The sequence below is a fragment of the Corynebacterium sp. HMSC034E11 genome, from assembly GCF_001835905.1.
Classification (GTDB): Bacteria; Actinomycetota; Actinomycetes; order Mycobacteriales; family Mycobacteriaceae; genus Corynebacterium; species Corynebacterium coyleae.
Genome location: NZ_KV826382.1, coordinates 96,599 through 120,817, shown reverse-complemented (window position 1 = coordinate 120,817; position 24,219 = coordinate 96,599). Strand labels below are relative to the sequence as shown.

Genomic DNA, 24,219 nt, shown 5'->3' with positions numbered 1-24,219 from the left:
CCGCCGACCCAACAACTTCACACACAAACACCCAGAGCCCAGCACCACCCGTGCTGCACTCTGGGTGTTTTCACGTATACCCACATGAATTGTCGTCGCCGACAACAGAAACAGTGGGGTCCACCCACCAGCCCGCAATACGGAGCGGGAACAGTGCGGGCGTCACTATGCCACTGCATAGTAGTTGGTGCACACTTACTTGTCCGCAATGCGGACAATAGAAACCAACACCGAGGGGCGCTCTTCGAAAAGTAGCCCAACAGCGGTGTCGAAATAGTTGGTGGCGACCAACTAGTTTGCAATGCGGAGTCAATGACCGAACCGGCGTCACTATGCCACTGCATAGTCGTTGGGGTCCACCCAGTAGTCCGCAATGCGGAACACGGAGTCGATGCCACCGGCGGCGCTCTTGTCAGTGCTCTTTGAAAAGTAGCCCATCCGATACAAGGAAATAGTTGGTGTTTACCCACTTGTCTGCAATGCGGAATCAACGACAAAAAAGCGGCGTCACTATGCCACTGCATAGTTGGGGTTCACCCACTTGTCCGCAATGCAGAGTAGGGAGGGGATCGGGCATGACTATGCCGCTGCATAGTTAATGGGTACACCCCCACTTGTCCGCAATGCGGAACGAGGGATGGATCGAGCGATCCTATGCCACGGGATAGTCACCGGCGATCACCGGTCTGTTCCGCAATGCAGATTGGGAGACGCCACGGTCCTCTCTATGCCACTGCATTGTCAAAGGGTGATCTCCTAGTAGTCTGCAGTACGTAGGATTGCCAGCCACCAGAGGTAGGTGCAGCCGCTAAATAGTTGGTGGGCGCCCACTAGTCCGCAACGCATAGTCCATAACGCACGAGCAGCACTATGCCACTGCATAGTTGGTGTCCACCCACTTGTCCGCAATGCAGAGTAAGGAGGAGATCGGGCATGACTATGCCGCTGCATAGTTAATGGGTACACCCCCACTAGTCCGCAATGCGGAGCCAAGCGGTTTCCACCCTCCCGTAGATACTTCATGTCTGGCGCGAACAGCTATCGATGCAAAATGATGCCTCATCGGCTGCAGGGTTTTACACTCCGCCCAGGTCAGCGAAAGGTGTGATGTGCAGTTTTGCATTCGGGGTTCCGGTAAGTCGGAAATGGTCGCGACAGATTGTGACAGCCGGACTGCCCAACGAAGGAGCTGTCAGGCCTTCCCGCCTCTAATTCAGTGCGAAGGAGCGATCTTCGCCGGTCAATGGATCTACGAACCCTAAGCCGATGCAACGTAACCGCATGGGGCGGGAGAAGTCTTCGGCGTCGGCGGGGAGTAGGACTGGGTAGATGGTGTCGCCAAGGATGGGGGCGGCTTCGGTCATCATTTGCAGTCGTAGTTGGTGGGTGCGGCCGGTTGTTGGGTGGAGAACGTAGCGTCCCAAAGGATCGGTGACGCCATAGAGTGACTGCAACTCCTGCTCCTCTTCAGCAGGCAGCCGAGTAACGGAGGCGACCTCGGTGTGGGAGTTCGGCTCCTCACCCACGACCACAGAACCAGCGGCTTCGCCAGCAACCTTAACCAGGTGGTGGGACCACTCCGTAGGCACAGGAAGAGAAACATACGGTGCGATCGCCTCGTACATCTTGTCCACCTCCCGGCGGGCAAAAAGTTCCTGGTAGGCGCCACGGACTTCGCGGCGTTTGGTCAACAGCAACAAACCAGAGGTGCCGCGGTCCAACCTGTGAGCGGGGGTGAGTTCTTCGTTCCCGGTGGCGCGACGGAGACGCACGGTGGCGGTTTCGGTGATGTGGGAGGCACGCGGCATCGTCGCCAGGAATGGTGGCTTGTCCACGACGAGGATGTTGTCGTCTTCGAAGACTGGAACGATGTCGTAGGGGACGGGGGTTTCGGGGGCGGGACGTCGGTAGAAGAAGACGTCGGTGCCGGGTTCGAGCCAGTCCTCGGGAGAGATTGGGGTGGTGTCGCGGAGGACGACGAGGGAGTCGTCGAAACGCTGTTGTACTGCGGAAAAGTTGTCTTCGGGGTGGCGGTGGCGCTGAGTAGACACGAGGTGCCAGATGAAGTCGATGGCGCGAATGCCGTTGCCTTCGGGGACGCGGGCGCGGGATGCGCCGAGGCCGCCGCGGGGTGGCAGCGGCATTACTGGTGGACCCTTCTTTCTCGCCATAGTGTGTAGTAGATTAGCCCGCATGGATCTTGGAGCATTGGTTGAGCCATTGATGGGCTTCTTTTCGCAGGGCATTGGTAAGGCGATCGCGGACGCGTTGACCCTGATTTACAACTTGCTGTATCCGGCGAATGCGCCGGCGGCGACCCCGGTGGAGATTCCCCGCTAACTTGCGCTTGCGCGACTAGAATGTGGGTATAACCACCTGTCTACCTCAGAAAGGCTGAGATAATGACCCAGGAAGAGACCCGCGAAGACATCGTCGTTGTTGCTGTCGATGGCAGCCCCGCTTCAGATAATGCGGTGCGTTGGGCGGCGAATACGGCGATGAAGCGTGGTATTCCGCTGCGTTTGGCTGCGAGCTACACCATGCCGCAGTTCCTGTACGCGGAGGGCATGGTTCCGCCGGCGGAGATTTTCGACGAACTCCAGCGCGAGACGATGCAGTCCGTGGATCGTGCCCGCGATATCGCACTTGAAGTGGCGCCGGACCTGCACATTGGCCACGCGGTGGCTGAGGGTTCTCCGATTGACATGCTGCTGCGTATGTCGAATGAGTCCACGATGATCGTGATGGGCTCCCGTGGTCTGGGCGGCCTGTCTGGCATGGTGCTGGGCTCCGTTTCTGGTGCTGTGGTGTCGCACGCGAACTGCCCGGTTGTGGTGGTGCGCGAGGATAGCGCGGTGACCGAGGAGAACAAGTACGGTCCGGTTGTGGTCGGTGTGGATGGCTCTGAGGTTTCGCAGCGCGCAACTGAAGTTGCCTTCGAGGAGGCGGCGGCGCGTGGGGCGGAGCTGGTTGCGGTGCACACTTGGGTGGATACTCACATCCAGGGCCCTGGTGCGGGATACGCGGTGGCTGAGGATCACTGGGAAGCTGTGAAGCAGGATAAGCAGCAGCTTCTCGACGAGTTGTTGGCCGAACTGATCGAGAAGTACCCGGATGTCCAGGTGAAGAAGGTTATTGCACGTGACCGTCCGGTGCGCGCACTGACCAACGCGGCAGAGAACGCCCAGTTGCTGGTGACCGGTTCGCACGGCCGTGGCGGCTTCAAGGGCATGCTGCTTGGGTCCACTTCGCGTGCGCTGCTGCAGTCGGCGCCGTGCCCGATGATGGTGGTCCGTCCGGAGGAGTAATAGATTCGTTACCCAAAAGTCCGAAAAACGAGGGACAATGGTAGGGGTAACTGACAAAATCTATTTATAAGGACGGATTTCAACATGACTCCAACACTTGGTTTTATCGGCTGGATTATTATCGGCGGCCTTGCTGGCTGGATCGCATCCAAGATGCAGAACCGTGACGCACAGATGGGCATCGGCCTGAACATTCTGGTCGGTGTTATCGGTGGTTTCATCGGCGGCTGGCTGCTTGGCCTGCTCGGCTTTGATGTGGAAGGCGGGGGACGCTTCTTTAGTTTCCTGACCTGCCTGATCGGTGCGGTGATTCTGCTGTGGATTGTGAATAAGGTGACAGGTAGTCGTCGATAAGCAATCTGCTTTGAGCCCCCGGAGTGAGCTGCTCCGGGGGCTTTTCGCTGGAATAGACGAACCGTTTTGTCTATATTGAGATGGTCCTGTTTTAGGCGCGCGAAAGGAGTTCCTATTGGCCGCCGCCACGAGTAAGAAGAAGGCGCCTGCGCGCCGTCGCGATCGTCCGAGTCCTCGGCAGCGTCTGCTGGATGCCGCGACGAAGCTGTTTACAGAAGAAGGCATCCGCGTCATCGGCATTGACCGCATTTTGCGTGAGGCGGATGTGGCGAAGGCGTCGTTGTACTCGCTGCTGGGGTCGAAGGACAACTTGGTTGTTGCGTACCTGGAGGAGCTCGACGAGCAGTACCGTTCACGTTGGGGTGAGCGTGCGGCGAAGGCGCCGGATGCGGATTCGAAGATCCTCGCCTTGTTCGATATGGCGATCGAGGAGGAGCCCCAGAAGGAGTTCCGTGGCTCGCCGTTCCTCAACGCTGCGGCCGAGTACCCGCGCCCGGAGACGGAATCCGAGGAGCGGATTGTGGAGACCTGCAGGAATCACCGCCTGTGGATGCATTCCACGATCACGGAGTTGCTCAATGAGAAGAATGGCTACGATTCGTCCTCGTTGACGGATGAGCTGCTGATCTTCCTGGAAGGCGGTCTGGCGGGGGCGCGCATTTTGCGTGATAGCGCACCCCTGCACACTGCTAAGGCTCTGGCCAAGTCCAAGTTGGGCGCGCCGCCACCGGATTACTCCATTTAGTTATGGCTGGGAAGAATCGTGTCAGTGTCTCGCAGGTGATTGGCGAGGTCCTGCTGACGGTTGGTGTGTTGCTGTTGCTGTTCGCGTTTTATGAGTCCTATTGGACCAATTTGGCGTCGGCGAAGATGCAGGACGATGTGCAGACGAGGCTTGAGGAGCAGTGGGTGAACCCTCGTCAGGCGAAGCACGCCGAGTTGGGGGACGCGCTTGCGAAGATGTATATCCCGGCGTTTGGGCAGGACTACCAGTTCGCCATCGTCGAGGGCGTGCAGGAGGCGCAGTTGCTCACGGGTCCGGGCCACTACCCGGATACGCAGTTCCCGGGCCAAGATGGCAACTTCGCGGTTGCCGGTCACCGTGTGGGCAAGGGTGCGCCGTTTAACGACCTTGGCGCGCTGAAGGCCTGTGACGCGATCGTGGTGGAGACGCAGCGCGAATGGGTGACGTACCGGGTGATGCCGTTGTCGCCGGATCCGGCGGCTCGTCACGCGGAGGGCGCCGGATGCTTGCCGGAGCAGATGAATGAGCGCATCGCGTCGGGCGATTACCAGCACGTGCTTGGCCGGGAGATCACGCTGCCGGGCAACATTGAGGTGGTCAACCCGATGCCTGGGTCGAAGTCCACGAAGGTGGAGCCCGGCATGGAGGGGCTGATTACGTTGACCACGTGCCACCCGCAGTTTTCTAATGCGGAGCGCATGATCATTCACGCGGTGCGCACGGAAGTGACGCCGAAGGACCAGGCGGGCGCGCTCCCGCCGGCGATGACGGAGGTGGATTAGCCCATGTATGCAGCGTTGTGGCGTAAACTGCCCGGCCCGCCGGTGGTGAAGTGGTTGCTCACCGCCGTCATTTTGGTGTTGCTGTTTCTCTTGCTCATGGAGGTTATTTACCCGTGGGTGTCGGCGCAGATGCCGTATAACGACGTCGCGGTGTAGCCCTTAGAGCCAGCGCGGTACCGGTGGGTGCCAGGCGCGCAGTGCTGCGATGAGTTCGTCGGGGTCGTCGGCGACGATGAGGTGGGCGCGGTCGGTGGCGCGCACAAAGCCGTGGGCGACCATGTGGTCCACCATGGCGATAAAGGGGGCCCAGAAGTCGCGGCCGAGCAGCCCGATGGGTTTGCGGTGGAGGCCGAGTTGTTGGTTGGTCCATTCGTCGAAAAGTTCGTCGAGGGTGCCGGCGCCGCCGGGCAGGGCCACGATGGCGTCGGAAAGTTCGCTCATGCGTGCTTTGCGCTCGGCGAGGGTGTCCACCATTTCGAGGCGCTCGAGCCCGTCGTACTGGATCTCGTATTGCGCCAGGTGGTGTGTGAGGACGCCAATGCTTTTCGACGACCCCCTCGCCACCTCACCCATCAACCCGAGCTTGGATCCGCCGTAGACCAGAGTGATGTCGTGGCGGGCCAGTGCCTCGCCGAAACTGCGGGCGAGCGTGGCGTTGTTCGGGTCGGTGCCCTCGCGGGCGCCGGCGAACACGGCGATGGCGTTGATGTTCGCGGGGGTTAGCGCGGGAAAGATTTGGGTGCGCAGCAGGGGTGCGATTTCAAAGTCGGCGTGGTCGGTGGGGTCGATCCAGGTGGCTTCGGCGATCTCGGCAGCAGGGACCGGGTCGGAAGGTAGGCCGGGGTGGAGGAACACAGTGGAGGTCACGCTGTGGCCGGGCTCGTTGGAGGCCTCGGCGCTAAAGGTGCCCAGGTAGCTTAAGCGTTCGGGGTCGACGTCGATGCCGACTTCTTCGCGGGTTTCGCGCATGGCGGTTTGCAGGCGGGTCTCGCCGCCTTCCGGCTTGCCCCCGGGGAGTTGGTAGCGCGGGCTGGAGTGTTTGCGTACGCACAGGACGCGCCCGGCGTTGTCGGTGAATACGATGGCAGCGACGTTGATGGTGTTCATTACAGCCCCAGGTTAGTGATTGCTTCGGTGGCTACCGCTTCGGCTTTGACCGACTCGTCCTGGTTGGTAAACACCGTCACGGCCACGTTGCCTTTGGCCACGGAGTATGCGGCACCGATGCGGTTGGGGACGTCCCCGCCGCCGTGGCGGCCGCCGTCCCAGCCTTCGGGTTGGTCGGCGGGTTGGGTGAAATCGATCGGGGTAGCCCAGTCCACCACAGCCATGGCCTGCTCGGGGGAGTCCATGTGGCGCACGATCACGGTCAGTTGGGGTTCTTCGGGGTAGGACCAGAACTGGCAGGCTGGGGTGTCGAAGCGGGTGTCGGTGCCCACCCCGGTGACACGTTGGCCGTTGGTGCGCGCGACCCACTCGGTGTCCAGGTAGGGGCACTCCTGCCACCCGTCGCGTGCGGTTTCCGGCAGTGCTTCGACGGGCAGGCCGGAATCGGGGGCGGGTGCGGGCTCGGGGGTGGGGTTGTCGTCGTTAAGCGATTGCTCCCCGCAACCGGCGAGGGCGAGCACGAGCAGCACGATGGGTAATCTCGAACGCATGAGCTCCAGATTAGTGCTGCTGGAGCAGCACCCCGGAAAACGTACCGAGAACAGCGCGCTTGATTCCGGCATCACCATTTTGGCCGTGTGCCTGATGGTGGTGTCGCTGGGCGCGCTGGCGCGGATGCCGCTGAACGAGGCGCTGCTGCACATTCTGCTGACTGCCGGGTTCGCGTTTCTGCTGTTCTACGGCATGGTGGAGATGTACCGATGGGGCAAATGGGGTCGCATCGTGTGGGCGTTTAGCGCGACTGCGCTGTGGGTGGCGGATACGACGGTGTCGCCGGTGGCAGTGTACTGGGTATTTGTGCTGTTCTTCGTGTACCTGCGGGCGATGCGCGGCTGGCTCGGCTACGCCTGGGTGGTGGTGGGGCTGGCGATCAGTATCGCGGTGCAGATCCCGGCGGGGCTCACGCTTGGTGGGGTGATGGGGCCTGCGCTGTCGGCGGTGGTGGTGATGGCGATTGATTGGGCGTTTTTCACGATCAATAAGGTCAGCCAAGAGCGCCAGCAGCTTATCGACGAACTCCTGGCCACCCGCGACCTTCTCGCCGAAACTGAGCGCGCCGCCGGTGTGGCGCAAGAACGCGAACGCTTGGCTCACGAGATTCACGACACGGTGGCGCAGAACCTGTCTTCGATTCAGATGCTGCTGCACTCCGCTGAGCGCGACATTCAGGGGCTTGGTGTGGACGCGACGCAGCCGTTGCGCAAGATGGAAACTGCGCGGCGGGCGGCGTCGAACAACCTGGCAGAAACGCGGGCGATGATTGCGGCGTTGGCGCCGGCGCCGTTGACGGAGTCGTCGTTACGTGAAGCGCTCGAGCGGGTGGCGGGTGATTTTGCCACGGCAGGCGAGTTGGACATTGAGGTGGAGACAGACGGCGAGGCTATCCAGCTGCCCATGCGCGTGGAGGCCGGCCTGCTGCGTATCGCGCAGGGGGCGGTGTCCAACGTGGTCAACCACGCCGAGGCCACCCGTACCCGCATCACGCTGACGTATGCGCCAGACGAGGTACGTCTGGACGTGGTGGATAATGGCCGCGGCTTCGACGTGGATGCTCAGGAACTCAAACCCAGTGGGTTGGGGCATCTGGGGCTGGACGCGATGCGTTCGCGCGCGGCAGAACTGGGCGGAAAGTTGGACATTGAGTCCGCGCCGGGCGGGCCTACGGCCCTTTCTGTCGCCGTGCCAGTTAATATCAACCAAAAGACGTAAACGAGGAGGTCCCCGGTGATTAGAGTCCTGCTGGCAGACGACCACGAGATCGTTCGCCTCGGTCTGCGTGCCGTGCTCGAAGAAGCGGACGACATCGAGGTCGTGGCAGAAGTTGCCACCGCGGAAGGCGCGATCGCCGCAGCGCAAGCCGGCGGCATTGACGTGGTGTTGATGGACCTGCGCTTTGGCGCCGGTGCGGAAGGCCAGCGTGTGACCACGGGTGCGCAGGCGACGGCGGAGATCCGTTCCCGAATGACCAACCCGCCGAAGGTGCTGGTGGTGACCAACTACGACACGGATGCGGACATCCTCGGTGCGATTGAGGCCGGTGCGGTGGGCTACCTGCTGAAGGACGCCCCGCCGGAGGAGTTGGTCGCGGCGGTGCGCTCGACTGCCCGCGGTGATGCCACGATGTCGCCGGTGGTGCGCGACCGTTTGGAAACGCGCGAGCGTACGCCGCGTTCGTCGCTGACGCCGCGCGAGCTGGAGGTGCTGCAACTGGTGGCTGCTGGTTCGTCGAACCGGGAGATCGGCCACGAACTCATGCTGTCTGAGGCCACCGTGAAGTCCCACCTTGTCCACATTTACGACAAGTTGGGTGTGCGCTCGCGCACCTCTGCCGTGGCATCGGCGCGCGAGCAGGGAGTGCTCTAACTAGCGGGAGAGTCGCTCCTGGACATCGCCGGCGAGGACGTTGAGGTCCTCGTCGATGGAGTTGTGGGCGAGACGGCGCTGCTCCGGGTTGGCGTGTTCGGCGTTGCGGACGGCCTGCTCGAGCTCGTCGAGACGCACGCTCGCGTCACGCTTGAAGCTCTCGGTCAACTCGCCGGAGCCGGACACGCTTGCGCGGATCGCCTCGATGCGGGCCTTGAGCTCGGCGCCGCGGCCGGAGTGGCGCGCCAGATCACCTGCGGACAGGCCGAGGCCTGCTGCGTTGGCGTTGACCTGGTTCTGCTGCAGGGAGGTCAGCGCCTTGTAGATCAGCGGCAGCGCGATGGGGACAATGACGCGGGCGGCGCCGGTCCACTGCTGGGCCTTCTTCTTGGTAATGCCGGCTTCTTCGATGCGCTTCAGGTGCGCCTTGGCCAGGTCCTTTTCGTGCTTACGCTTACGCTTGAGGCCCTTCTTCTCTTCCTTCAGCAGACGCTTTTCTGCCTTGTCCAGCAGTTCGGCGGTGCGCTTGTCGGCCTTCGCCTGATCCTTGGCCAGTTGGCGTGCGTGCACCTCAGCGGCCTTAATTTCGGCCTTGACGTTGCGGCGTGCTTTGCGGATGATGCCCAGGACACCCATGGTTGGTACTCCTTGCGTTTTCGTTTGCGTTAACTCCAAACCACTGTACCTGCCGGTCCGACAACGCTGCCCGGGTATCGTGGCAGGCATTGTGAAACCTCCCACCGTGGGCGGGACTGCCCAACCAGCGCAGCCGGTGCGCGCATCCGATCTTGTCGGGTGCCGCTACCGGCTGCGTCAGCGACGCGCGCACCCGGAGACGCCTGAGCTGCCGGATGCGCTGCTGCGCCAACCGCAGATTGATGCGGGTCGTGCTGCTGTGTTCGATGCGTTGCCGGTGAAGCGGGCGGTTGGGGATGGCCGCGGCAAGGCCTTTACGCGCGTTGATATTGATCCGGGTGGTGGGGTGGATGCGCGGGTCGTCGATACGCGAATGGCGCTGAAGCGACGCGCGCATCTGATCACCAACGCTGCGCTCGAAGGGGAGATCGACGGTGTGCCCACGCTGGCGGAGGTCGACGTGTTGGTGCGCACGGATCGCGGGTATGCGCCGGTGATTATTTCGAACCACCGGGTGGCGCGCGAGCATCCGACGAACGAGATGTTGATGGTGCCCACCGGCCGGCTTGGGCTGGGCCGGGCGATGACGGTGAAGGCGAAGGGCCGCCACCACACGGTTGATGGTTACCGGCTGGCCATGGCACACGTGCTGTTGGGCACGCTCGCGGATGGTCGTGGCGGTGCGGTCGGGCAGGATCGTTCGCGCGTGTACGTTGTCGACCCCGCCCGCTACGTCCCGCAGTTGCGTGAGGCGCTCGCGGTGGAGATCCCGGACGAGCCGAAACGGATGAAACAGTGCGCATCCTGCCGGTTTTGGCCACTGTGCAAGCCGCGCCTGGAGGAACTTGACGACATCTCGCTGCTGCTTCCGGGCGGCCGCGGGGACGTGTGGCGCGAGGAGGGGATCACCACGGTGCAGTCGCTTATCGACGACGGCCCCGCCGAACCCGCAGCCATCGCCCGCGCCTGGCGCGCCGGCATCCCGGTGTTGCGGCGCGAGAAGTTAGCGCCGGTGCCGCGCGCCGACGTGGAGATCGACATCGACATGGAGGCCTACCTCGACCAGGGCGCCTACCTGTGGGGCGCGTACGACGGTGAGCAGTACCGCGCGTTTGTCACCTGGGAAGACGTTGGTGGTGCGGCCGAGGAGGCGAACTTCAACGCGTTCTGGTCGTGGCTGATGCAGCGGCGCCGCGACGCGCGCGCGGCCGGCCAGACCTTCCGCGCTTACTGTTATGCGGCGGGTGGGGAGAACCATTGGCTGCGGTCGTCGGCACGCAGGTTTGCCTCGGTGGACGAGGCGGAAGTTGCGGAGTTCATTGCGTCTGAGGATTGGGTCGACGTGTTCGCCCTGGTGCGGCGTTCGCTCGTCGGCACGGATGGGCTCGGCCTGAAAGTACTCGGTCCTGTGGTCGGCTTCGCCTGGGAGGACGACGACGTGGATGGGGAACGCTCCGTGGCACTGCGCCGCGCGGGCAGGCTTGGCGATATCGACGCGCGCGACATGCTCATCCGCTACAACGAAGACGACTGCCTGGCCACCCGTGCCGTGCGCGACTTCCTCGACGCCGGCGCGCCGGGCGTGCCACGATTGGGCGAGGTTTAGCGGGGTTTAGCGGGGCTCCGCCTTCCACAGCGCCGCACCCGTGGCCACGAGGGCAGCAAGTAGTCCGGCGAGCACACCGACGAAACCTGCCCACGGCAACGCCTCGTACGCACGCCCGGTGGCGGCGCCCAGGATCGACGAGCCCATGTAGTAGCAGAACACGTACATGCTGGAGGCCTCCGCACGGTCGCGCTCAGCGATGAGCCCAACCCAACCGGACGCCGTGGAGTGCAGCGCGAAGAAGCTGGCGGTGAACACCAACAGGCCAAGCAGCGTGACCCACAGCGATCCGCTGGCTGCGGCAAGCGCACCGAGGAGCATGAGTATCGACGATGCCAGCACCACCACCCCGTGCCCGTGGCGCTTCAGCAGCACTCCGGCACGCGCGCTCGACCAGGTGCCGGACAGGTACACCACGTACACCAGGCCGGACAGTGCGGCGGGTAGGCCGAAGTCGAGCACCGCGCGGAAGCCGAAGAAGTTGTACATGGACACGAACACGCCCATGGCCACGAACGCGGTGGCGTAGAGCACCAGCAGCCGGGGGTTGCGCAGGTGGCGGGCCATCGCGCGAATTTCCGCGCTCGGCCGGATGGAGAGTTTTGGTACGAAATTGCGCTGCTCCGGAAGCAGCCACACGGCAACCACTGCCAGGAGGAAGGCGACGAGCCCGCTGCCTAACAGCGCCCACCGCCAGGAGGTGACCTCCAAAAGCCCTGCCGGGATGAGACGTCCGGTGAGCCCGCCGATGCTGTTGCCAGCGATGTAGAGCCCCATCGCGCCGGGTAAGTCCCGGTGGTCGAGTTCTTCGGACAACCACGCCATGGCCACCGCCGGGGTGCCGGCGATCATCGCGCCCTGGAGGGCACGCATGGCGATGAGTTGCTCGGCGTTTTGGGCGATGGGCAGGAGCAACCCGATACCGGTGGCGGCCAGTGCGGAGATGACCAGGACGCGTCCGCGCCCGTACTTTTCCGAGAGGATCGACGCCGGCACCACGCACAGCGCAAGGGCGCCGGTGGCGGCGGAGACCGTCAGTGCGGCGGTGGAGGGGGTGATGTCCAACTCGGTGGTGAGCGTGGGCAGCAGGGCCTGGGTTGCGTAGAGGGTGTTGAAGATGGCGAGGCCGAACGCCAGCATTGCCAGCGTGGCTTTGCGGTATTCAGGACTGCCTTTTCTCACCCTGCCTATGTTACGAAACTTCTCGCGGGGGAATTACGCAACAAAAACTTTGCGAAAATACTTGCAGTTAAGGCGACCCTAACTTAGACTGCTTCTTGAGTTCATGCGGACTCGACGTATCACAGGGAAAACAACAAGCGCCCGCCACCTCCGAAAGGGAGTGGCGGGCGCTTGTATTAGCTAAGTCGCTGCAGGTTTATGCAGAAGCCTTTGCGTAGCGCTCGTTGACGTCGTCCCAGTTGACAACGTTCCACCAAGCCTCGACGTAGTCAGCCTTGACGTTCTTGTACTGCAGGTAGAAAGCGTGCTCCCACATATCGAGCATCAGGACCGGGGTGAAGTCCACGGAGATGTTGCCCTGCTGGTCGGTCATCTGCTGGATGATCAGACGGCCAGCGATGTGGTCGTAACCAAGCACTGCCCAGCCGGAGCCCTGCAGGCCGTTAGCCACGGCAGCGAACTGCTTCTTAAAGCCCTCGAAGGAGCCGAAGTCGCGGTCGATAGCCTCGGCGATTGCGCCGGTCGGGTTGCCACCAGCGTTCGGTGCCATGTTCTTCCAGAAGATGGAGTGGTTCGTGTGGCCACCGAGGTTGAACGCAAGGTTCTTGGTCAGTGCGCGAATCTTGTCGGCGTTTGCGTCGCCGTTGCGCTCTGCCTCAAGAGCCTCGAGTGCAGTGTTTGCGCCGTTGACGTAGTTAGCGTGGTGCTTGTCATGGTGCAGCTGCATAATCTCTGCGGAGATGTGCGGCTCAAGTGCGTCGTATGCGTACGGGAGATCAGGAAGCACGTAAACAGCCATGATGGTTTCCTTTCGTTTGATTTCGTGTACGGCAACCATCGTAGAGAAAATTTGGGAACAGTGTTGTGCCCAAACTCGTTACAGCAGATATGGGATTTCTTTTCGCACCTGAGCCAAAGCTTGTCGACGACACCACGGCCCTCCCCGGCCGCCCCGAACCCGTCCTTGCCAACCCCCGCCCGCACGCCGTGCTGACCACCCCGATTACCGGCCCGTGGCGTGAGGGGCAGAAGCGCATCCTCATCGGGATTGGCTGCTTCTGGGGTGCGGAGAAGATGTTCTGGCAGCTCGACGGTGTTGAATCGACCTCGGTCGGCTACGGCGGCGGCATTACCCCGAACCCCACCTACCGCGAGGTCTGCTCCGGCCAGACCAACCACGTGGAGTTGGTGGAGGTGGTCTACGACCCGGAGGTGATCTCGCTGAAGGAGATCGTTAAGACTGCACTCGAGGCGCACGACCCCACCCAGGGTTACCGCCAAGGCAACGACGTGGGCACCCAGTACCGCTCCGCCTTCTACACCGACACCGAGGAAGAGGCCGAGCAGATCCGTGAGTGGATCCGCCAGTACGAGGCGGACCTGAACAGCGCTGGCTACGGCGACATCACCACCGAAGTGCGCGCCGGCGCGCCGTACTACCTCGCTGAGGAGGAGCACCAGCAGTACCTGCACAAGGTGCCCAACGGCTACTGCCCGCACCACTCCACCGGCGTGGCCTGCGGCATTTAGTAGCCGTGCTTGGAGGGGAACCCTCCGACGGGGCGGCGCAGTTTGGTGGCGTCGTTGTGGATCCAGGCGGCCACGCGCTTGATCTCGTCCTTGGTCAGCGCGGCGTTTGAATCCTCGTCTGAACGCTCGCCGTGGATGACGCCGTTCCAATACGCCACGGTTTCCTCGTGGTAGTTGTGCCCATGGGGTGACGGGTAGTCCTTGGAGGACAACTGGTCGATGGCGACCTGCCAGTAGGTGACCAACGGCATCCACCGCATCGTGTGCAGCGCATCCAAGTGCTGCGCCTTCGGTGCCGGAACCCCGCGCGAGCCCGGCTCCTTCAGCCAGTCCGGCCGGCGCCACGCCAGGCTGTGGTCCCACCACACCACCGGATCCGAGGCGTGTTGGGCGAACACGACGCGCGGGGCCTCCCACTTCTGCGCGTAGGCGTCGCCTTGGAAGTCGTGGTTGAGGTGGTCGGGGTGGGCGGTGAAGCGGACGTGGAGGCCGTCGTCGATAAGCGGAAGGCGCTCCGGAGAACCTTTTTGGCGCTGCTTAGTTAGCTCGCTGTGGTTGCGGGCGAAGCCGGGCGTGCCGGTGAACACGGCGCCAGAGGTGAGCTCGAAGAGTTCGTCGATGGACTCGAACGCGTCGGACACCCCGTAGGCGCCGAGCGATTCGCCGCCGACGAAGAGTTTCGGGCGGGAGGATTCTGGGATGTTTTCCAGTTCGCGCAGGATGTACTCGATCAACATGCGCGAGGAGCGCACCGGGTTCGTGCGGTCCGCAAGGTACGAGTACGCCGAGGGCAGATACGAGTACTGCATAGCGACGATCGCACTATCGCCGCCGGTGACAAACTCGAACCCTGACGTGTGGAAGTCGTTGATCCAGCCCGTGCCGGCTGCCGACATCACCGCAATGTGGGAGCGCTCAAACGCGCCGGTGCGGTGCATCTCCTTAATAGCCAGGCGCGCCATCTGCTCAAAGTCCGGCTCGTCCTGCTCACGCTCCAGATCCAGGCCGACGAAGACACGGATCGGCTCCTGTGCCTCCCGGTCGAGGACACGCTCAATGTCCTCTTTGCGCGGGCCGCCGGAAACCACCGCGCGGCCTTGGCGGCCCATGAGGTTCCAATCCACCGAAGACTCCGGCGAACCCGAACGCTGCGGGCGATGCGGTTGCACCGCGCCACGCATGTACTCACGGTCCAGCTCAAAGGCGCGCCGGATCGCATTGGAGAGGAACCGACGCAGCACCACCCGGTCGCTTACCAACACCAGCAGCACACCACCGCCCACGATGGCGATTGGCCACGACGCCACCGGCGGCAACTTCTTGCCCAGCAGCACGTTGAGCGCGTCGATGAAGGACTGGATCGCATCGCCGACCAGCAACACCGTGCCGTAGCCGAGCGTGCCCAGCATCACGCCACCCGCCAGGTCAGAAGCCCGGAACGTGTCGTCGCTTTGTACCAGGCGCTTCAGCCGAATGCGCCGGCGGATCGAGGTGGCGAACACCGCCACCGTGGTCGCAGTCATCGCAACACGCGCCGGGCGGGGCAAACGTCCGGTCCCGGTTGGTGGGGTCGTCGGCCCGAACACCCGCGCAAGGCCCGTCGCAACCCCGTGGCCGATGCCCTGGAGCACCGCCACGTTCGCCGCGGTCGCCCACCAGTTGTGCGGCAGCAACGACGGCGACACCGCACCCCACGTGGCCACTTCCGCGCCGACCAGGCCCGAGCGAAACGCCGGCGGCAGCCGGTGCGGGCCAAGCAGGCGGATCGCGGGGGAGAGATCCCCCAACACCTGCACCGCACCAATCGGTACCGCCAGCCAGCCGTCGCGGCTGAACGAGAACCGCTGGCGCGCACGCCACACCGCGTCGGGCAGGCGTGTGGTGATGTTGCGGATGGCGTTGCGGGTGTCGTCGATAAGCACGCTCGCTATTGTCCCAAACTTCTTACGCTCGCGGGCGGGCGCAAGGGCGAGTAGCCTGTGGGCCGTGAGCCACAACACCACACCAAAAATCGTCGCCCACCGGGGATTTTCCGGATCCTACCCAGAACTCACACAGCGCGCGTTTGAAAAGGCGCTCGAACTTCCCATCCACGGCATCGAATGCGATGTACGGCTCACCCGTGACGGGCGAGTTGTCGTCTTCCACGACCCCACCCTGATCCGCACCGCGGGCGTGCGTGGGCGCATCGACTTCAACGACTACAACGACCTGCGCGAACTGAACGTCGGCACCAAAGAGGACCCGCAGCGGATCATGCTGCTGGAAGAACTGCTCGAACTCATGCAGGACTACCCCGACAAACACATCTACATCGAGACCAAACACCCCACCCCGCATGGACCTGAGGTGGACGAACAGACCTTCCGCATGCTCAGGTACGCGCGTCTCGACGACTCACCGAACATCCACCTCGCGTCCTTCTCCCACCGCGCGGTGCGCTACTTCACCGACATGGCGCCCGAACTGGAAACCTTCTACCTGTTCCGCCTGCGCGAGATGAAGTGGAACAAAAAGAACCGCATGTTCTCCCGCCCCTACGGCGTCGGCCCCGCGTTGCAGCACCTGCAACTGCGCACTGAGCTGCTGGGATACCGCGGTTTGAAGACGTACACCTGGACCGTAAACACACCACGTGGCATGCAGTGGTGCGCCGACAACGGGGTGGATGTGATCGCAACAGACCTGCCCGATCTCGCCCTGGAAATCTTTGGCAACCACACCGCTGTTGCGACTGACTAACTCGTTGCCCGCCAGTGTCGTGCACGCCGGTACGATTGCGCCCATGGTGCAACGCAAACCGAAGAAAAAGAAGAACCGCGCAGACCTGCCCGAGGGCATGTCGCGCCGCGAGGCAAAACTCGCAGCCCGCGCCGCTGAGCGCGAGAAGTTCCAAAAAGACCCCCGCCCGTACGGCGGCCTGGCAGCAGAAGCCGACCTGGTAGCGCTGCAGGAGTTCGTCCCCTCTGCCGTGACCACGGTGGATGTGAAGGGCACCCCGGTCAACATCGTGACCGTCCTGCCGGGCGCGGGTGCTGCGCTCGTGCGCGAGGAGGACCAGGGCGGCGAGCGTTTCGTCGCGCTTCAGGTCACCTCCCACTCCCAGAACCCGGGCCGCGACCTCGCGTACGCCCTGAACTGGGTTGTGAATGCGAAGCCGGGCGAGACGCTGCAGTCCACCGTCGCCGACGGTTCGCAGCCGGAGCTGTCGGAGCTTCTTAGCGACGACGCCACCCTGGACATCACCACCTACCAGGACTTCTCCTGGTGGTTCCCGGAGGGGGCTTCGGTCCCGCCGCAGATCCAGCAGGCGCTGCGCCAGGCCAACGACGCCGTCCTGCCGTCTGAGAAGATCGGCGAGAACCTGCCGGGCGCAATCTGGTGGGTTAACCCGGGCGGCGGCAAGGCACACATCCGCTGGGTGCGCACCGAAGATAACGAGGCGCAGATGCTGTCCGCACTGGCACGCATCGCGGCACGTGGCGAGCTGAACCTGGGCGAGGACACCAAGTTCGCCGGCGCATTCCGCACCCACGGCCTGGTTGTTCCGGTGTTCGACCTCGACCCGACCGTGGCGGCCGACTCCTACGACGCAGCGCTGGCGGAACTGGATAAGAAGATCACCGCCGAGTACGCCAACGATGCTGCATTATCTGCAGACGAGCGCAAACAACTGGACAATATTAAGTCCCGTCAGGTGACCATCTAAGCGGCAAATAGTTCGCTGATTGGTCCTTTGCCGGCCATTGGGATTCCCTTTCACCTGCCCTGTTTCTGGGTTGGGCTCGAAAGGGGGTTCCGGTGGCCGGTTTTATAACGTTTTGGTAACACTCCGAGTTTTATGCGTTTCTATGCGTTTATAGTTTCCGGCAACGTTGTCGGGAGTCGTCGACAACTAGCAAAAGCAAAAAACAAGGAGAAACCATGTCCTCTTCGAAAGGACGGGCAAAGCTGCTCAAGTCGGCACTTGCCCTTATCGCGTGCGGCGCGCTGACGACCGCATGTGCATCCACCGAATCTGACTCCAACGAGGCAGCGGATGCACCGGCAGGGGACGGCGTGATCACCGTCGGCACCACCGACAAGATCACGAAACTCGACCCGGCCGGGTCGTACGACAACGGCAGCTACAACGTCATGCGCCAGGTGTACGGCTTCCTGCTGGAAACCCCGCAGGGCGCACGCGACGCCGAGCCGGTGCCGTCGCTGGCTGAGTCTGCTGAGTTCACCAGCCCCACCGAGTACACGGTGAAGCTGAAGGAAGGCCTGAAGTTCGAAAACGGCAACGACCTGACCTCGTCCGATGTGAAGTTCACGTTCGACCGCCAGATTGCTATCGACGATCCGAACGGCCCGGCCTCCATGCTGGCCAACCTTGATTCGGTCGAGGCTCCGGACGACACCACCGTTGTGTTCAAGCTCAAGGAAGGCAACGACCAGACCTTCCCGTTCGTGCTGAACTCCCCGGTGAGCCCGATCGTCGATGAGGATGTATTCCCGGCTGACAAGGTCCTGGAGAACGCCGACGTTGTTGCTGGCAAGCCGTTTGCCGGCCAGTACTCGATTAGCGACTTCAACGAGAACCAGCTCATCGCCTACTCCCCGCGCGCTGACTACAAGGGCCTCATGGGCACCGCAGCGAACGACGGTGTGAACGTCAAGTACTACGCCGACGCGTCGAACATGAAGCTCGACGTGCAGAAGAACAACATCGACGTCGCATACCGTTCCCTGTCCGCAACGGACATCGACGATCTGCGTAACGACGACAACGTGAAGGTCGTCGAAGGTCCGGGCGGCGAGATCCGCTACATGGTCTTCAACTTCGACACCATGCCGTACGGCGCGAAGGCCGACAACGCTGACCCGGCGAAGGCGAAGGCTGTACGTCAGGCAATCGCAGCGTCGATCGACCGTCCGGCGCTGGCCACCAACGTGTACAAGGACACCTTCGCACCGCTGTACTCCGTTGTTCCGGAGTCCATGCGCGGCGCGAACGAGGCTGTGAAGGACAAGTACCTGCAGGCAGACGGTAAGCCGGACGCTGAGAAGGCGAAGAAGATCCTCGAGGATGCCGGCGTTGAAACCCCGGTGAACATCGCACTGCAGTACAACCCGGACCACTACGGTCCGTCCTCCGGTGACGAGTACGCGGCAATCAAGTCGCAGCTGGAAGCAGACGGCCTGTTCACGGTCGACCTGCAGTCCACCGAGTGGGTCCAGTACGCCAAGGACCGCACCAACGACGTCTACCCGCTCTACCAGCTGGGTTGGTTCCCGGACTTCCCGGATTCCGACAACTACCTGACCCCGTTCTTCACACGGAACAACTTCCTGGGCAACCACTTCGAAGACGAGAAGGTTGACACCATGATCCGTGAATCCGCAACGGAGCCGGACCACGATGCTCGCGACAAGAAGATCGGCGAGATCCAGGACTACATGGCAGACGAACTGTCCACCGTGCCGCTGCTGCAGGGCAAGCAGTTCGCCATCGTTGGCAAGGACGTCGAGGGCGTTGTTCTGGACTCCTCGTTCATGCTCTTCCTCGGCCCGATTACCAAGTAAGTTAGGCACCTCGAAACCATGACTACCGCCGTCAAGGCGGAAAACGACCAGAAAACGAGTAAGGATCGCGGCGGAAGTTTCCTGCGCTACATCCTTATTCGTTTTCTGCTTATTTTCCCCACCATCTTCATTCTGATCACCACCGTCTTCTTCCTCATGCGTTCCACCGGTGACCCGATCACCGCGGCGCTGGGTGGGCGACTGTCTCCCGATGAGCTCGCACGCCGTGTGGAGGAAGCGGGATACGACCGGCCGTTGATCATCCAGTACTTCGACTACTTGGGCGATGTTGTTCGCGGCGACTTCGGCACCACGTTTACCGACGGCCGGGAGGTGACCGAGCTACTGACTACCTACGGTGCCGCGACAGCTGAGCTGGTGTTCTACGGCCTGATCGTGGCCATCCTGATCGGTGTACCCGGCGGCATGGTTGCTGCAGCGTTCCGCGACCGCCTGCCGGACGCGGTGCTGCGCATCTTCGGCATCCTCGCCTACGCCACCCCGGTGTTCTTCGTCGGTTTGCTGCTCAAGCTGATCTTTTCTGTCAAGCTTGGATGGCTGCCGGTCGCAGGACGTGTCTCCACCCCTGGGGAGTCGACGCTGCGTTCCATCACGAACCCGACGCCGTTCTACGGCCTTGATGCGCTGCGGCTTGGGGACCCAGCGCTGATCAAGGACATTGCTACGCACGCGGTGCTGCCGTCGCTTGCGCTGGGTCTGCTGCTTGGTGGTGTGTTCCTGCGTCTTGTGCGCACGAACATCATCGGCACGTTTGAGCGCCAGTACATCGAGTCCGCCCGTTCGCGCGGTGTGAAGGAACGTCGCCTGGTCACCCACCACGCGCTGCGTCCTGCGCTGATCCCGGTGATCACCGTGATGGGCATGCAGATTGCACTCTCACTTGGTGGCGCGGTGCTGACGGAAACCACCTTCGAGTGGAAGGGGCTGGGCTACATCCTGGTGCAGTACATGCAAGCGCGTGACTACGTGGCTGTGCAGGGCATTGTGATGCTCATGGCAGTGATTGTGGCCGTGACCAACTTCATCGTTGACATCATCGCCGCATTCGTCGACCCGAGGGTGAGGTTCTAATGAACTGGAAGAAACTCCCATTGGTGAAGGACGTCATCCGTTCCGCCGGTTTGCAGCGGTTCATGCTCATCCTCGGCCTGGTGCTCACCGCCGGGCTGCTGCTCACGGCAATCTTCGCGCCACTGATCGCCCCGTACACCTGGTCGCAGACTGGTAACGAGGCGGGCGCCTTCGGCACCCAGCAGGCACCGTCGCCTGAACACATTTGGGGCACGACCGTCGCAGGGTTCGACGTGTTCTCGCGCGTGGTGTGGGGTACCCGCACCGCGGTGCTGGTCATCGTCGCGTCCGTGCTGATGTCGATCATTCTCGGTGTGCTGCTGGGTCTGATCTCCGGTTACGTCGGTGGCTGGCTAGACAGGATTCTGGTGATGATCGCCGACGCTGTGTACGCCTTCCCGTCGCTGCTGTTGGCGATTGTCATGTCGATCGCGCTGACCGGCGGTAAGTCCAGCGCGCTCGGCGGTATCGCCGCGGCGGCAATCTCGATCACGGTGGTGTTCATCCCGCAGTACTTCCGCGTCATCCGTGCGGAGACGATGCGGTTGAAGTCGGAACCGTTCGTGGAATCCGCGATGGTCGTCGGTGCATCCCACTGGCGCATCATGGCAGTGCACATCTTCCGCAACGCCACCCGCACCCTGCCGCTGATCTTCACGCTTAACGCGTCGGAGGCCATCCTCACCCTTGCGGGCCTGGGCTTTATCGGTTTCGGTATCGAGCCGACCTCCGCCGCCGAGTGGGGATACGACCTCAACCGTGCGGTTTCCGACGTCACCTCCGGCATCTGGTGGACTGCGCTGTTCCCGGGCCTGGCCATCGTGTTGGCGGTGCTGGGTATCACACTCGTCGGTGAGTCGTTGAATGATTTGAATGATCCGCGGTTGCGTGTTCGTCGTAAAGCAAAAGCGAAAGACGGCGACCAGTTTGAGGAGGTGGCGGCATGAACCGCGTAGACATTCAGGACCTCCACGTCGGGTTTAATACCGACGCTGGGTTCGTGCACGCCGTCAAGGGCGTGAACCTCGAGGTCGAGCCGGGTGAGATTCTTGCACTGGTCGGCGAGTCCGGCTCCGGCAAGACGGTTACCGCGCGATCCGTGCTTGGCCTGCTCGGCGACACCGCCGTGTCCAAAGGCGCGGTACTCGTCGAGGGCAACGACGTCACGGTCATGAATCACGACGAACTGCGCAAGATGCGCGGGCGTGACGTGTCCATGATCTTCCAGGAACCGTCGAGCGCAATGAACCCGGTGTTCCCCATCTGGTGGCAGATGGCGGAAGGGCTCAAGGCGCACAACCCGAAAATCTCGAAGAAGGAAGCCAAGGCACGTTGCGTCGAAGCACTTCGCGCGGTTGGCATCCCTGAGCCGGAGAAGCGCATCAACCGCTACCCGCACGAGTTCTCGGGTGGTCAGAAGCAGCGCATCATGATCGCCATGGCGGTGGAACTCGGCGCGAACACCATCGTTGCCGACGAGCCAACCACCGCCCTGGACGTAACCGTGCAGGCGGAGATTCTGCAGCTCTTGCGCAAGCTTCGCGACGAGCGCGGCACCTCGATCATTATCATCACCCACAACATGGGTGTGGTCGCGGACCTGGCTGACTCGGTGGCCGTGATGTACCACGGCAAGATCATTGAGCGCGCCCCGGTGCGCGAACTGTTTGCCAACCCGCGCGAGGACTACACCAAGAAACTCCTGGGGGCGGTGCCGCGGTTGGGCACGAAGTCACTCAGCGTGATCACCCCGGCGGCGGAACTTGAGGCGATGCGCGAGACCACACCCGTGGTGGAAGCCGATGGCCTGGAGGTGACCTACCCGGGACGCCTCGGCGCGCCGTCGTTTACTGCGGTGAAGGGTGTGTCCTTCCAGATTCACAAGGGCGAGGTGTTCGGCCTGGTGGGTGAGTCTGGTTCCGGCAAGACCACCATTGGTAGGTCCATGGTGGGCCTGGAGAAGGTCACCGGTGGATCACTGAAGGTGCTAGGCAAGGAACTCAACGGCATCCGCGCGGCCGAACTACGGGAACTGCGCAAGCGCGTCGGCTTCGTGTTCCAGGACCCAGCGACCTCCTTCAACCCGTATTTCACGGTGGAGGAGTGCATCACCGAGCCACTCGTGGTCAACTCCGATGTATCCGCGAAGGAACGCAAGCAGCGCGCGGCGGAACTGCTCGAGGCGGTTGAACTGCCGAGTTCGTTCGCGTCGCGCTACCCACACGAGTTGTCGGGTGGTCAGCGCCAGCGCGTCTCGCTCGCCCGCGGCCTTGTGCTCGACCCGGAGCTGCTCATTGCCGACGAGCCCACCTCCGCCCTGGACGTCTCCGTCCAAGCGGTGGTGCTGGACCTGTTCCAATCGCTGCAGCGCGACCTCGGGTTCGCGGCCCTGTTCATCAGCCACGACCTGGCCGTGGTGGACATGGTCTCCCACACCGTTGGCGTGCTCTACCACGGTGACCTGGTCGAAGTTGGCTACGGCAAGGACGTTATGGCGAACCCGCAGCAGGCCTACACGCAGCGCCTCGTCGGTTCGCTGCCCGTGCCTGATCCGGTCGAGCAGGCAGCGCGGCGCGAGGCGTTGTTCGCCTCGCGCGCAGAAGGCAGCGTTTAGCCGTAGACCTTCTTGCCTGCCACCCAGGTCTGCCACGTAATCGGCATGCCTGGGCGGTAGGCCAGGTTGATGGCGTTTTCTGCATCCAGGATGTGCAGGTCGGCGGCCGCGCCGGGCACCAGCGTGCCCTTGGCCGGGCGGCCCTGCGGGTCCTTGCCGTCGCCGACGTTGTGACGGCGCAGCGCCTTCGCACCGCCGGTGGTGGCAGCCTCGATCGCCTCGTCGAGCGTGAGGTACTGCTGCAGCACCGCGGTGGTCACGCAGAAGTTCATCGAGGACGTAAACGACGTACCGGGGTTGAGGTTGGATGCGATGGCGACGGTGGCGCCGGCGTCGATAAGTTTGCGGCCCGGTGCGAGATCCTCGCGTGTGGACAGGTCGCAGGCAGGCAGCAGCGTGGCCACGATATCCGAACCGGCCAGCAGATCGAAGTCCTCATCGGAGAGGTAGTTGACGTGGTCCACACTGGCCGCGCCCATCTCCACCGCAAGCTTCACACCCGGGCCCTGCCCAAGCTGGTTGCCGTGCACGCGCACACCCAGGCCCACCTTCTTACCGGCCTCGAGGACGCGCCGGGACTGCTCCTCGTTAAACGCGCCGCGCTCGCAGAACACGTCGATCCACTGCACGTGATCCTTCACCGCATCCAGCATCGGGCCGACGACCTCGTCGATGTATTCGTCAGCGTCCGCTCCCGGCGGGACCAGGTGGGCGCCGAGGAACGTCACCTCGTCCACGTGGCGGGCGGCCACGCGTGCGGCCTCTGCCTCGGACTCCACGTTCAGGCCGTAGCCGGTCTTGGTCTCAAAGGTGGTGGTGCCGCCCGCATGGCCTGCGGCGACGCGCTCCGCCACCAACTTATCCAGGCGCTCCTCACCTGCGGAGCGGGTGGCTTCCATGGTCACGGCGATGCCGCCGGCGGCGTAGGACTCGCCGGCCATGCGGGCCTCGAACTCTTCGGCGCGGTTGCCGTCGAAAACCATGTGGGAGTGGGAATCTACCCAGCCGGGCAGGACTGCGCGCCCGCCAACATCGACGGTTTCGGCGGCGTTTGCTGCTTCCGCGGGGGCTTCGTCGGCGGGGCCGACCCAGGCGATCACGCCGTCGTCGATAAGCAATGCTGCGTTCTTAATGGTGCCCAGCTCGGAGACCGTGCGGAGCTCGGAAATGCCAGTAATAAAGGTGCTCATGGGTGCCTTTCTTCGGAGGGCTTCGTGGGGCCCAGGGTAACGAAAAGCGCTGACGCGCCCGTGAGGGAAACGTCAGCGCTC

24 protein-coding genes are annotated in these 24,219 nt (G+C 63.0%); 16 read left to right on the top strand and 8 right to left on the bottom strand.

Features of this window, described 5'->3' with window-relative positions; all coding sequences use genetic code 11:
• Window positions 1-1,208: 1,208 nt before the first annotated feature.
• On the bottom strand, window positions 1,209-2,258 hold the full coding sequence (locus tag HMPREF2690_RS01385) for a pseudouridine synthase (protein WP_141761161.1): 1,050 nt from the start codon (window positions 2,256-2,258) through the stop codon (window positions 1,209-1,211).
• Between HMPREF2690_RS01385 and HMPREF2690_RS12095 the strand changes: the two genes are divergently transcribed.
• The 6 genes from HMPREF2690_RS12095 (at window position 2,194) to HMPREF2690_RS12090 (ending at window position 5,345) form a co-directional block, all read left to right on the top strand.
• Window positions 2,194-2,340: a hypothetical protein gene (locus HMPREF2690_RS12095; RefSeq protein ID WP_167594476.1), complete on the top strand. Its 147-nt coding sequence runs from the start codon at window positions 2,194-2,196 to the stop codon at window positions 2,338-2,340. The genes HMPREF2690_RS01385 and HMPREF2690_RS12095 overlap by 65 nt on opposite strands.
• A 62-nt stretch (window positions 2,341-2,402) precedes the next feature.
• On the top strand, window positions 2,403-3,308 hold the full coding sequence (locus tag HMPREF2690_RS01380) for a universal stress protein (protein ID WP_070422661.1): 906 nt from the start codon (window positions 2,403-2,405) through the stop codon (window positions 3,306-3,308).
• An 84-nt stretch (window positions 3,309-3,392) separates the two neighbouring features.
• Window positions 3,393-3,662: a GlsB/YeaQ/YmgE family stress response membrane protein gene (locus tag HMPREF2690_RS01375; RefSeq protein WP_070422660.1), complete on the top strand. Its 270-nt coding sequence runs from the start codon at window positions 3,393-3,395 to the stop codon at window positions 3,660-3,662.
• A gap of 115 nt (window positions 3,663-3,777) precedes the next feature.
• Window positions 3,778-4,407 (top strand): TetR/AcrR family transcriptional regulator, encoded by a 630-nt coding sequence (locus HMPREF2690_RS01370; protein WP_070422659.1) that lies wholly within the window; start codon window positions 3,778-3,780, stop codon window positions 4,405-4,407.
• Between the two features lie 2 nt (window positions 4,408-4,409).
• Window positions 4,410-5,189: a class E sortase gene (locus tag HMPREF2690_RS01365; RefSeq protein ID WP_070819951.1), complete on the top strand. Its 780-nt coding sequence runs from the start codon at window positions 4,410-4,412 to the stop codon at window positions 5,187-5,189.
• Between the two features lie 3 nt (window positions 5,190-5,192).
• Window positions 5,193-5,345: a hypothetical protein gene (locus HMPREF2690_RS12090; protein WP_167617510.1), complete on the top strand. Its 153-nt coding sequence runs from the start codon at window positions 5,193-5,195 to the stop codon at window positions 5,343-5,345.
• Window positions 5,346-5,348: 3 nt separating this feature from the next.
• On the opposite strand, the gene HMPREF2690_RS11620 is transcribed toward HMPREF2690_RS12090, so the two are convergent.
• Together HMPREF2690_RS11620 and HMPREF2690_RS01355 are read right to left on the bottom strand one after the other, a co-directional pair.
• Window positions 5,349-6,296 (bottom strand): TIGR00730 family Rossman fold protein, encoded by a 948-nt coding sequence (locus tag HMPREF2690_RS11620; RefSeq protein ID WP_083320270.1) that lies wholly within the window; start codon window positions 6,294-6,296, stop codon window positions 5,349-5,351.
• A complete protein-coding gene (locus HMPREF2690_RS01355) occupies window positions 6,296-6,847 on the bottom strand; it encodes a DUF2020 domain-containing protein (protein WP_070819950.1) in 552 nt (183 codons plus the stop codon). The genes HMPREF2690_RS11620 and HMPREF2690_RS01355 overlap by 1 nt, the downstream gene beginning before the upstream one ends.
• On the opposite strand from HMPREF2690_RS01355, the gene HMPREF2690_RS01350 reads away from it, so the two are divergent.
• Complete coding sequence (locus HMPREF2690_RS01350; RefSeq protein ID WP_070819967.1) at window positions 6,846-8,066, top strand: sensor histidine kinase; 1,221 nt, start codon at window positions 6,846-6,848, stop codon at window positions 8,064-8,066. The two genes, HMPREF2690_RS01355 and HMPREF2690_RS01350, sit on opposite strands and share 2 nt — an antisense overlap.
• Before the next feature lie 15 nt (window positions 8,067-8,081).
• Complete coding sequence (locus HMPREF2690_RS01345) at window positions 8,082-8,720, top strand: LuxR C-terminal-related transcriptional regulator (protein ID WP_070819949.1); 639 nt, start codon at window positions 8,082-8,084, stop codon at window positions 8,718-8,720.
• Here HMPREF2690_RS01345 and HMPREF2690_RS01340 read toward each other — a convergent pair whose 3' ends face one another.
• Window positions 8,721-9,356: a DUF6474 family protein gene (locus HMPREF2690_RS01340; protein WP_070819948.1), complete on the bottom strand. Its 636-nt coding sequence runs from the start codon at window positions 9,354-9,356 to the stop codon at window positions 8,721-8,723.
• A gap of 91 nt (window positions 9,357-9,447) precedes the next feature.
• On the opposite strand from HMPREF2690_RS01340, the gene HMPREF2690_RS01335 reads away from it, so the two are divergent.
• Window positions 9,448-10,962: a TM0106 family RecB-like putative nuclease gene (locus HMPREF2690_RS01335; protein WP_246819488.1), complete on the top strand. Its 1,515-nt coding sequence runs from the start codon at window positions 9,448-9,450 to the stop codon at window positions 10,960-10,962.
• A 6-nt stretch (window positions 10,963-10,968) separates the two neighbouring features.
• Here the strand turns inward: HMPREF2690_RS01335 and HMPREF2690_RS01330 are convergent, their stop codons facing one another.
• On the bottom strand, window positions 10,969-12,102 hold the full coding sequence (locus HMPREF2690_RS01330; protein WP_083320268.1) for an MFS transporter: 1,134 nt from the start codon (window positions 12,100-12,102) through the stop codon (window positions 10,969-10,971).
• Between the two features lie 238 nt (window positions 12,103-12,340).
• Entirely contained in the window at window positions 12,341-12,943 is a 603-nt protein-coding gene (locus HMPREF2690_RS01325; protein ID WP_070422653.1) for a superoxide dismutase, read from the bottom strand.
• Between the two features lie 89 nt (window positions 12,944-13,032).
• Between HMPREF2690_RS01325 and msrA the strand changes: the two genes are divergently transcribed.
• The gene (msrA, locus tag HMPREF2690_RS01320; RefSeq protein ID WP_070453367.1) at window positions 13,033-13,674 is read left to right on the top strand and encodes a peptide-methionine (S)-S-oxide reductase MsrA; all 642 of its coding nucleotides are present in this window, start codon (window positions 13,033-13,035) and stop codon (window positions 13,672-13,674) included.
• On the opposite strand, the gene HMPREF2690_RS01315 is transcribed toward msrA, so the two are convergent.
• Window positions 13,671-15,596: an alpha/beta-hydrolase family protein gene (locus tag HMPREF2690_RS01315; protein WP_246819487.1), complete on the bottom strand. Its 1,926-nt coding sequence runs from the start codon at window positions 15,594-15,596 to the stop codon at window positions 13,671-13,673. The genes msrA and HMPREF2690_RS01315 overlap by 4 nt on opposite strands.
• Before the next feature lie 64 nt (window positions 15,597-15,660).
• On the opposite strand from HMPREF2690_RS01315, the gene HMPREF2690_RS01310 reads away from it, so the two are divergent.
• From HMPREF2690_RS01310 to HMPREF2690_RS01285, 6 genes are all read left to right on the top strand, one after another.
• Window positions 15,661-16,416: a glycerophosphodiester phosphodiesterase family protein gene (locus HMPREF2690_RS01310; protein WP_070819946.1), complete on the top strand. Its 756-nt coding sequence runs from the start codon at window positions 15,661-15,663 to the stop codon at window positions 16,414-16,416.
• A gap of 43 nt (window positions 16,417-16,459) precedes the next feature.
• A complete protein-coding gene (locus HMPREF2690_RS01305) occupies window positions 16,460-17,383 on the top strand; it encodes a DUF5926 family protein (protein WP_070819945.1) in 924 nt (307 codons plus the stop codon).
• 215 nt (window positions 17,384-17,598) lie between these two features.
• Window positions 17,599-19,242 (top strand): ABC transporter substrate-binding protein, encoded by a 1,644-nt coding sequence (locus HMPREF2690_RS01300; protein ID WP_070819944.1) that lies wholly within the window; start codon window positions 17,599-17,601, stop codon window positions 19,240-19,242.
• An 18-nt stretch (window positions 19,243-19,260) separates the two neighbouring features.
• Window positions 19,261-20,334, top strand: a complete 1,074-nt coding sequence (locus HMPREF2690_RS01295; protein WP_070819943.1) for an ABC transporter permease — start codon at window positions 19,261-19,263, stop codon at window positions 20,332-20,334.
• Window positions 20,334-21,281 carry an ABC transporter permease gene (locus HMPREF2690_RS01290; protein WP_070819942.1) on the top strand — a complete coding sequence of 316 codons (948 nt, stop codon included), beginning with the start codon at window positions 20,334-20,336 and terminating at the stop codon, window positions 21,279-21,281. The genes HMPREF2690_RS01295 and HMPREF2690_RS01290 overlap by 1 nt, the downstream gene beginning before the upstream one ends.
• Window positions 21,278-22,948, top strand: a complete 1,671-nt coding sequence (locus HMPREF2690_RS01285; RefSeq protein ID WP_070819941.1) for a dipeptide ABC transporter ATP-binding protein — start codon at window positions 21,278-21,280, stop codon at window positions 22,946-22,948. Before HMPREF2690_RS01290 ends, HMPREF2690_RS01285 begins: the two co-directional genes overlap by 4 nt.
• On the opposite strand, the gene hutI is transcribed toward HMPREF2690_RS01285, so the two are convergent.
• Entirely contained in the window at window positions 22,945-24,138 is a 1,194-nt protein-coding gene (gene hutI, locus HMPREF2690_RS01280) for an imidazolonepropionase (RefSeq protein WP_070819940.1), read from the bottom strand. The two genes, HMPREF2690_RS01285 and hutI, sit on opposite strands and share 4 nt — an antisense overlap.
• Window positions 24,139-24,219 lie beyond the last annotated feature (81 nt).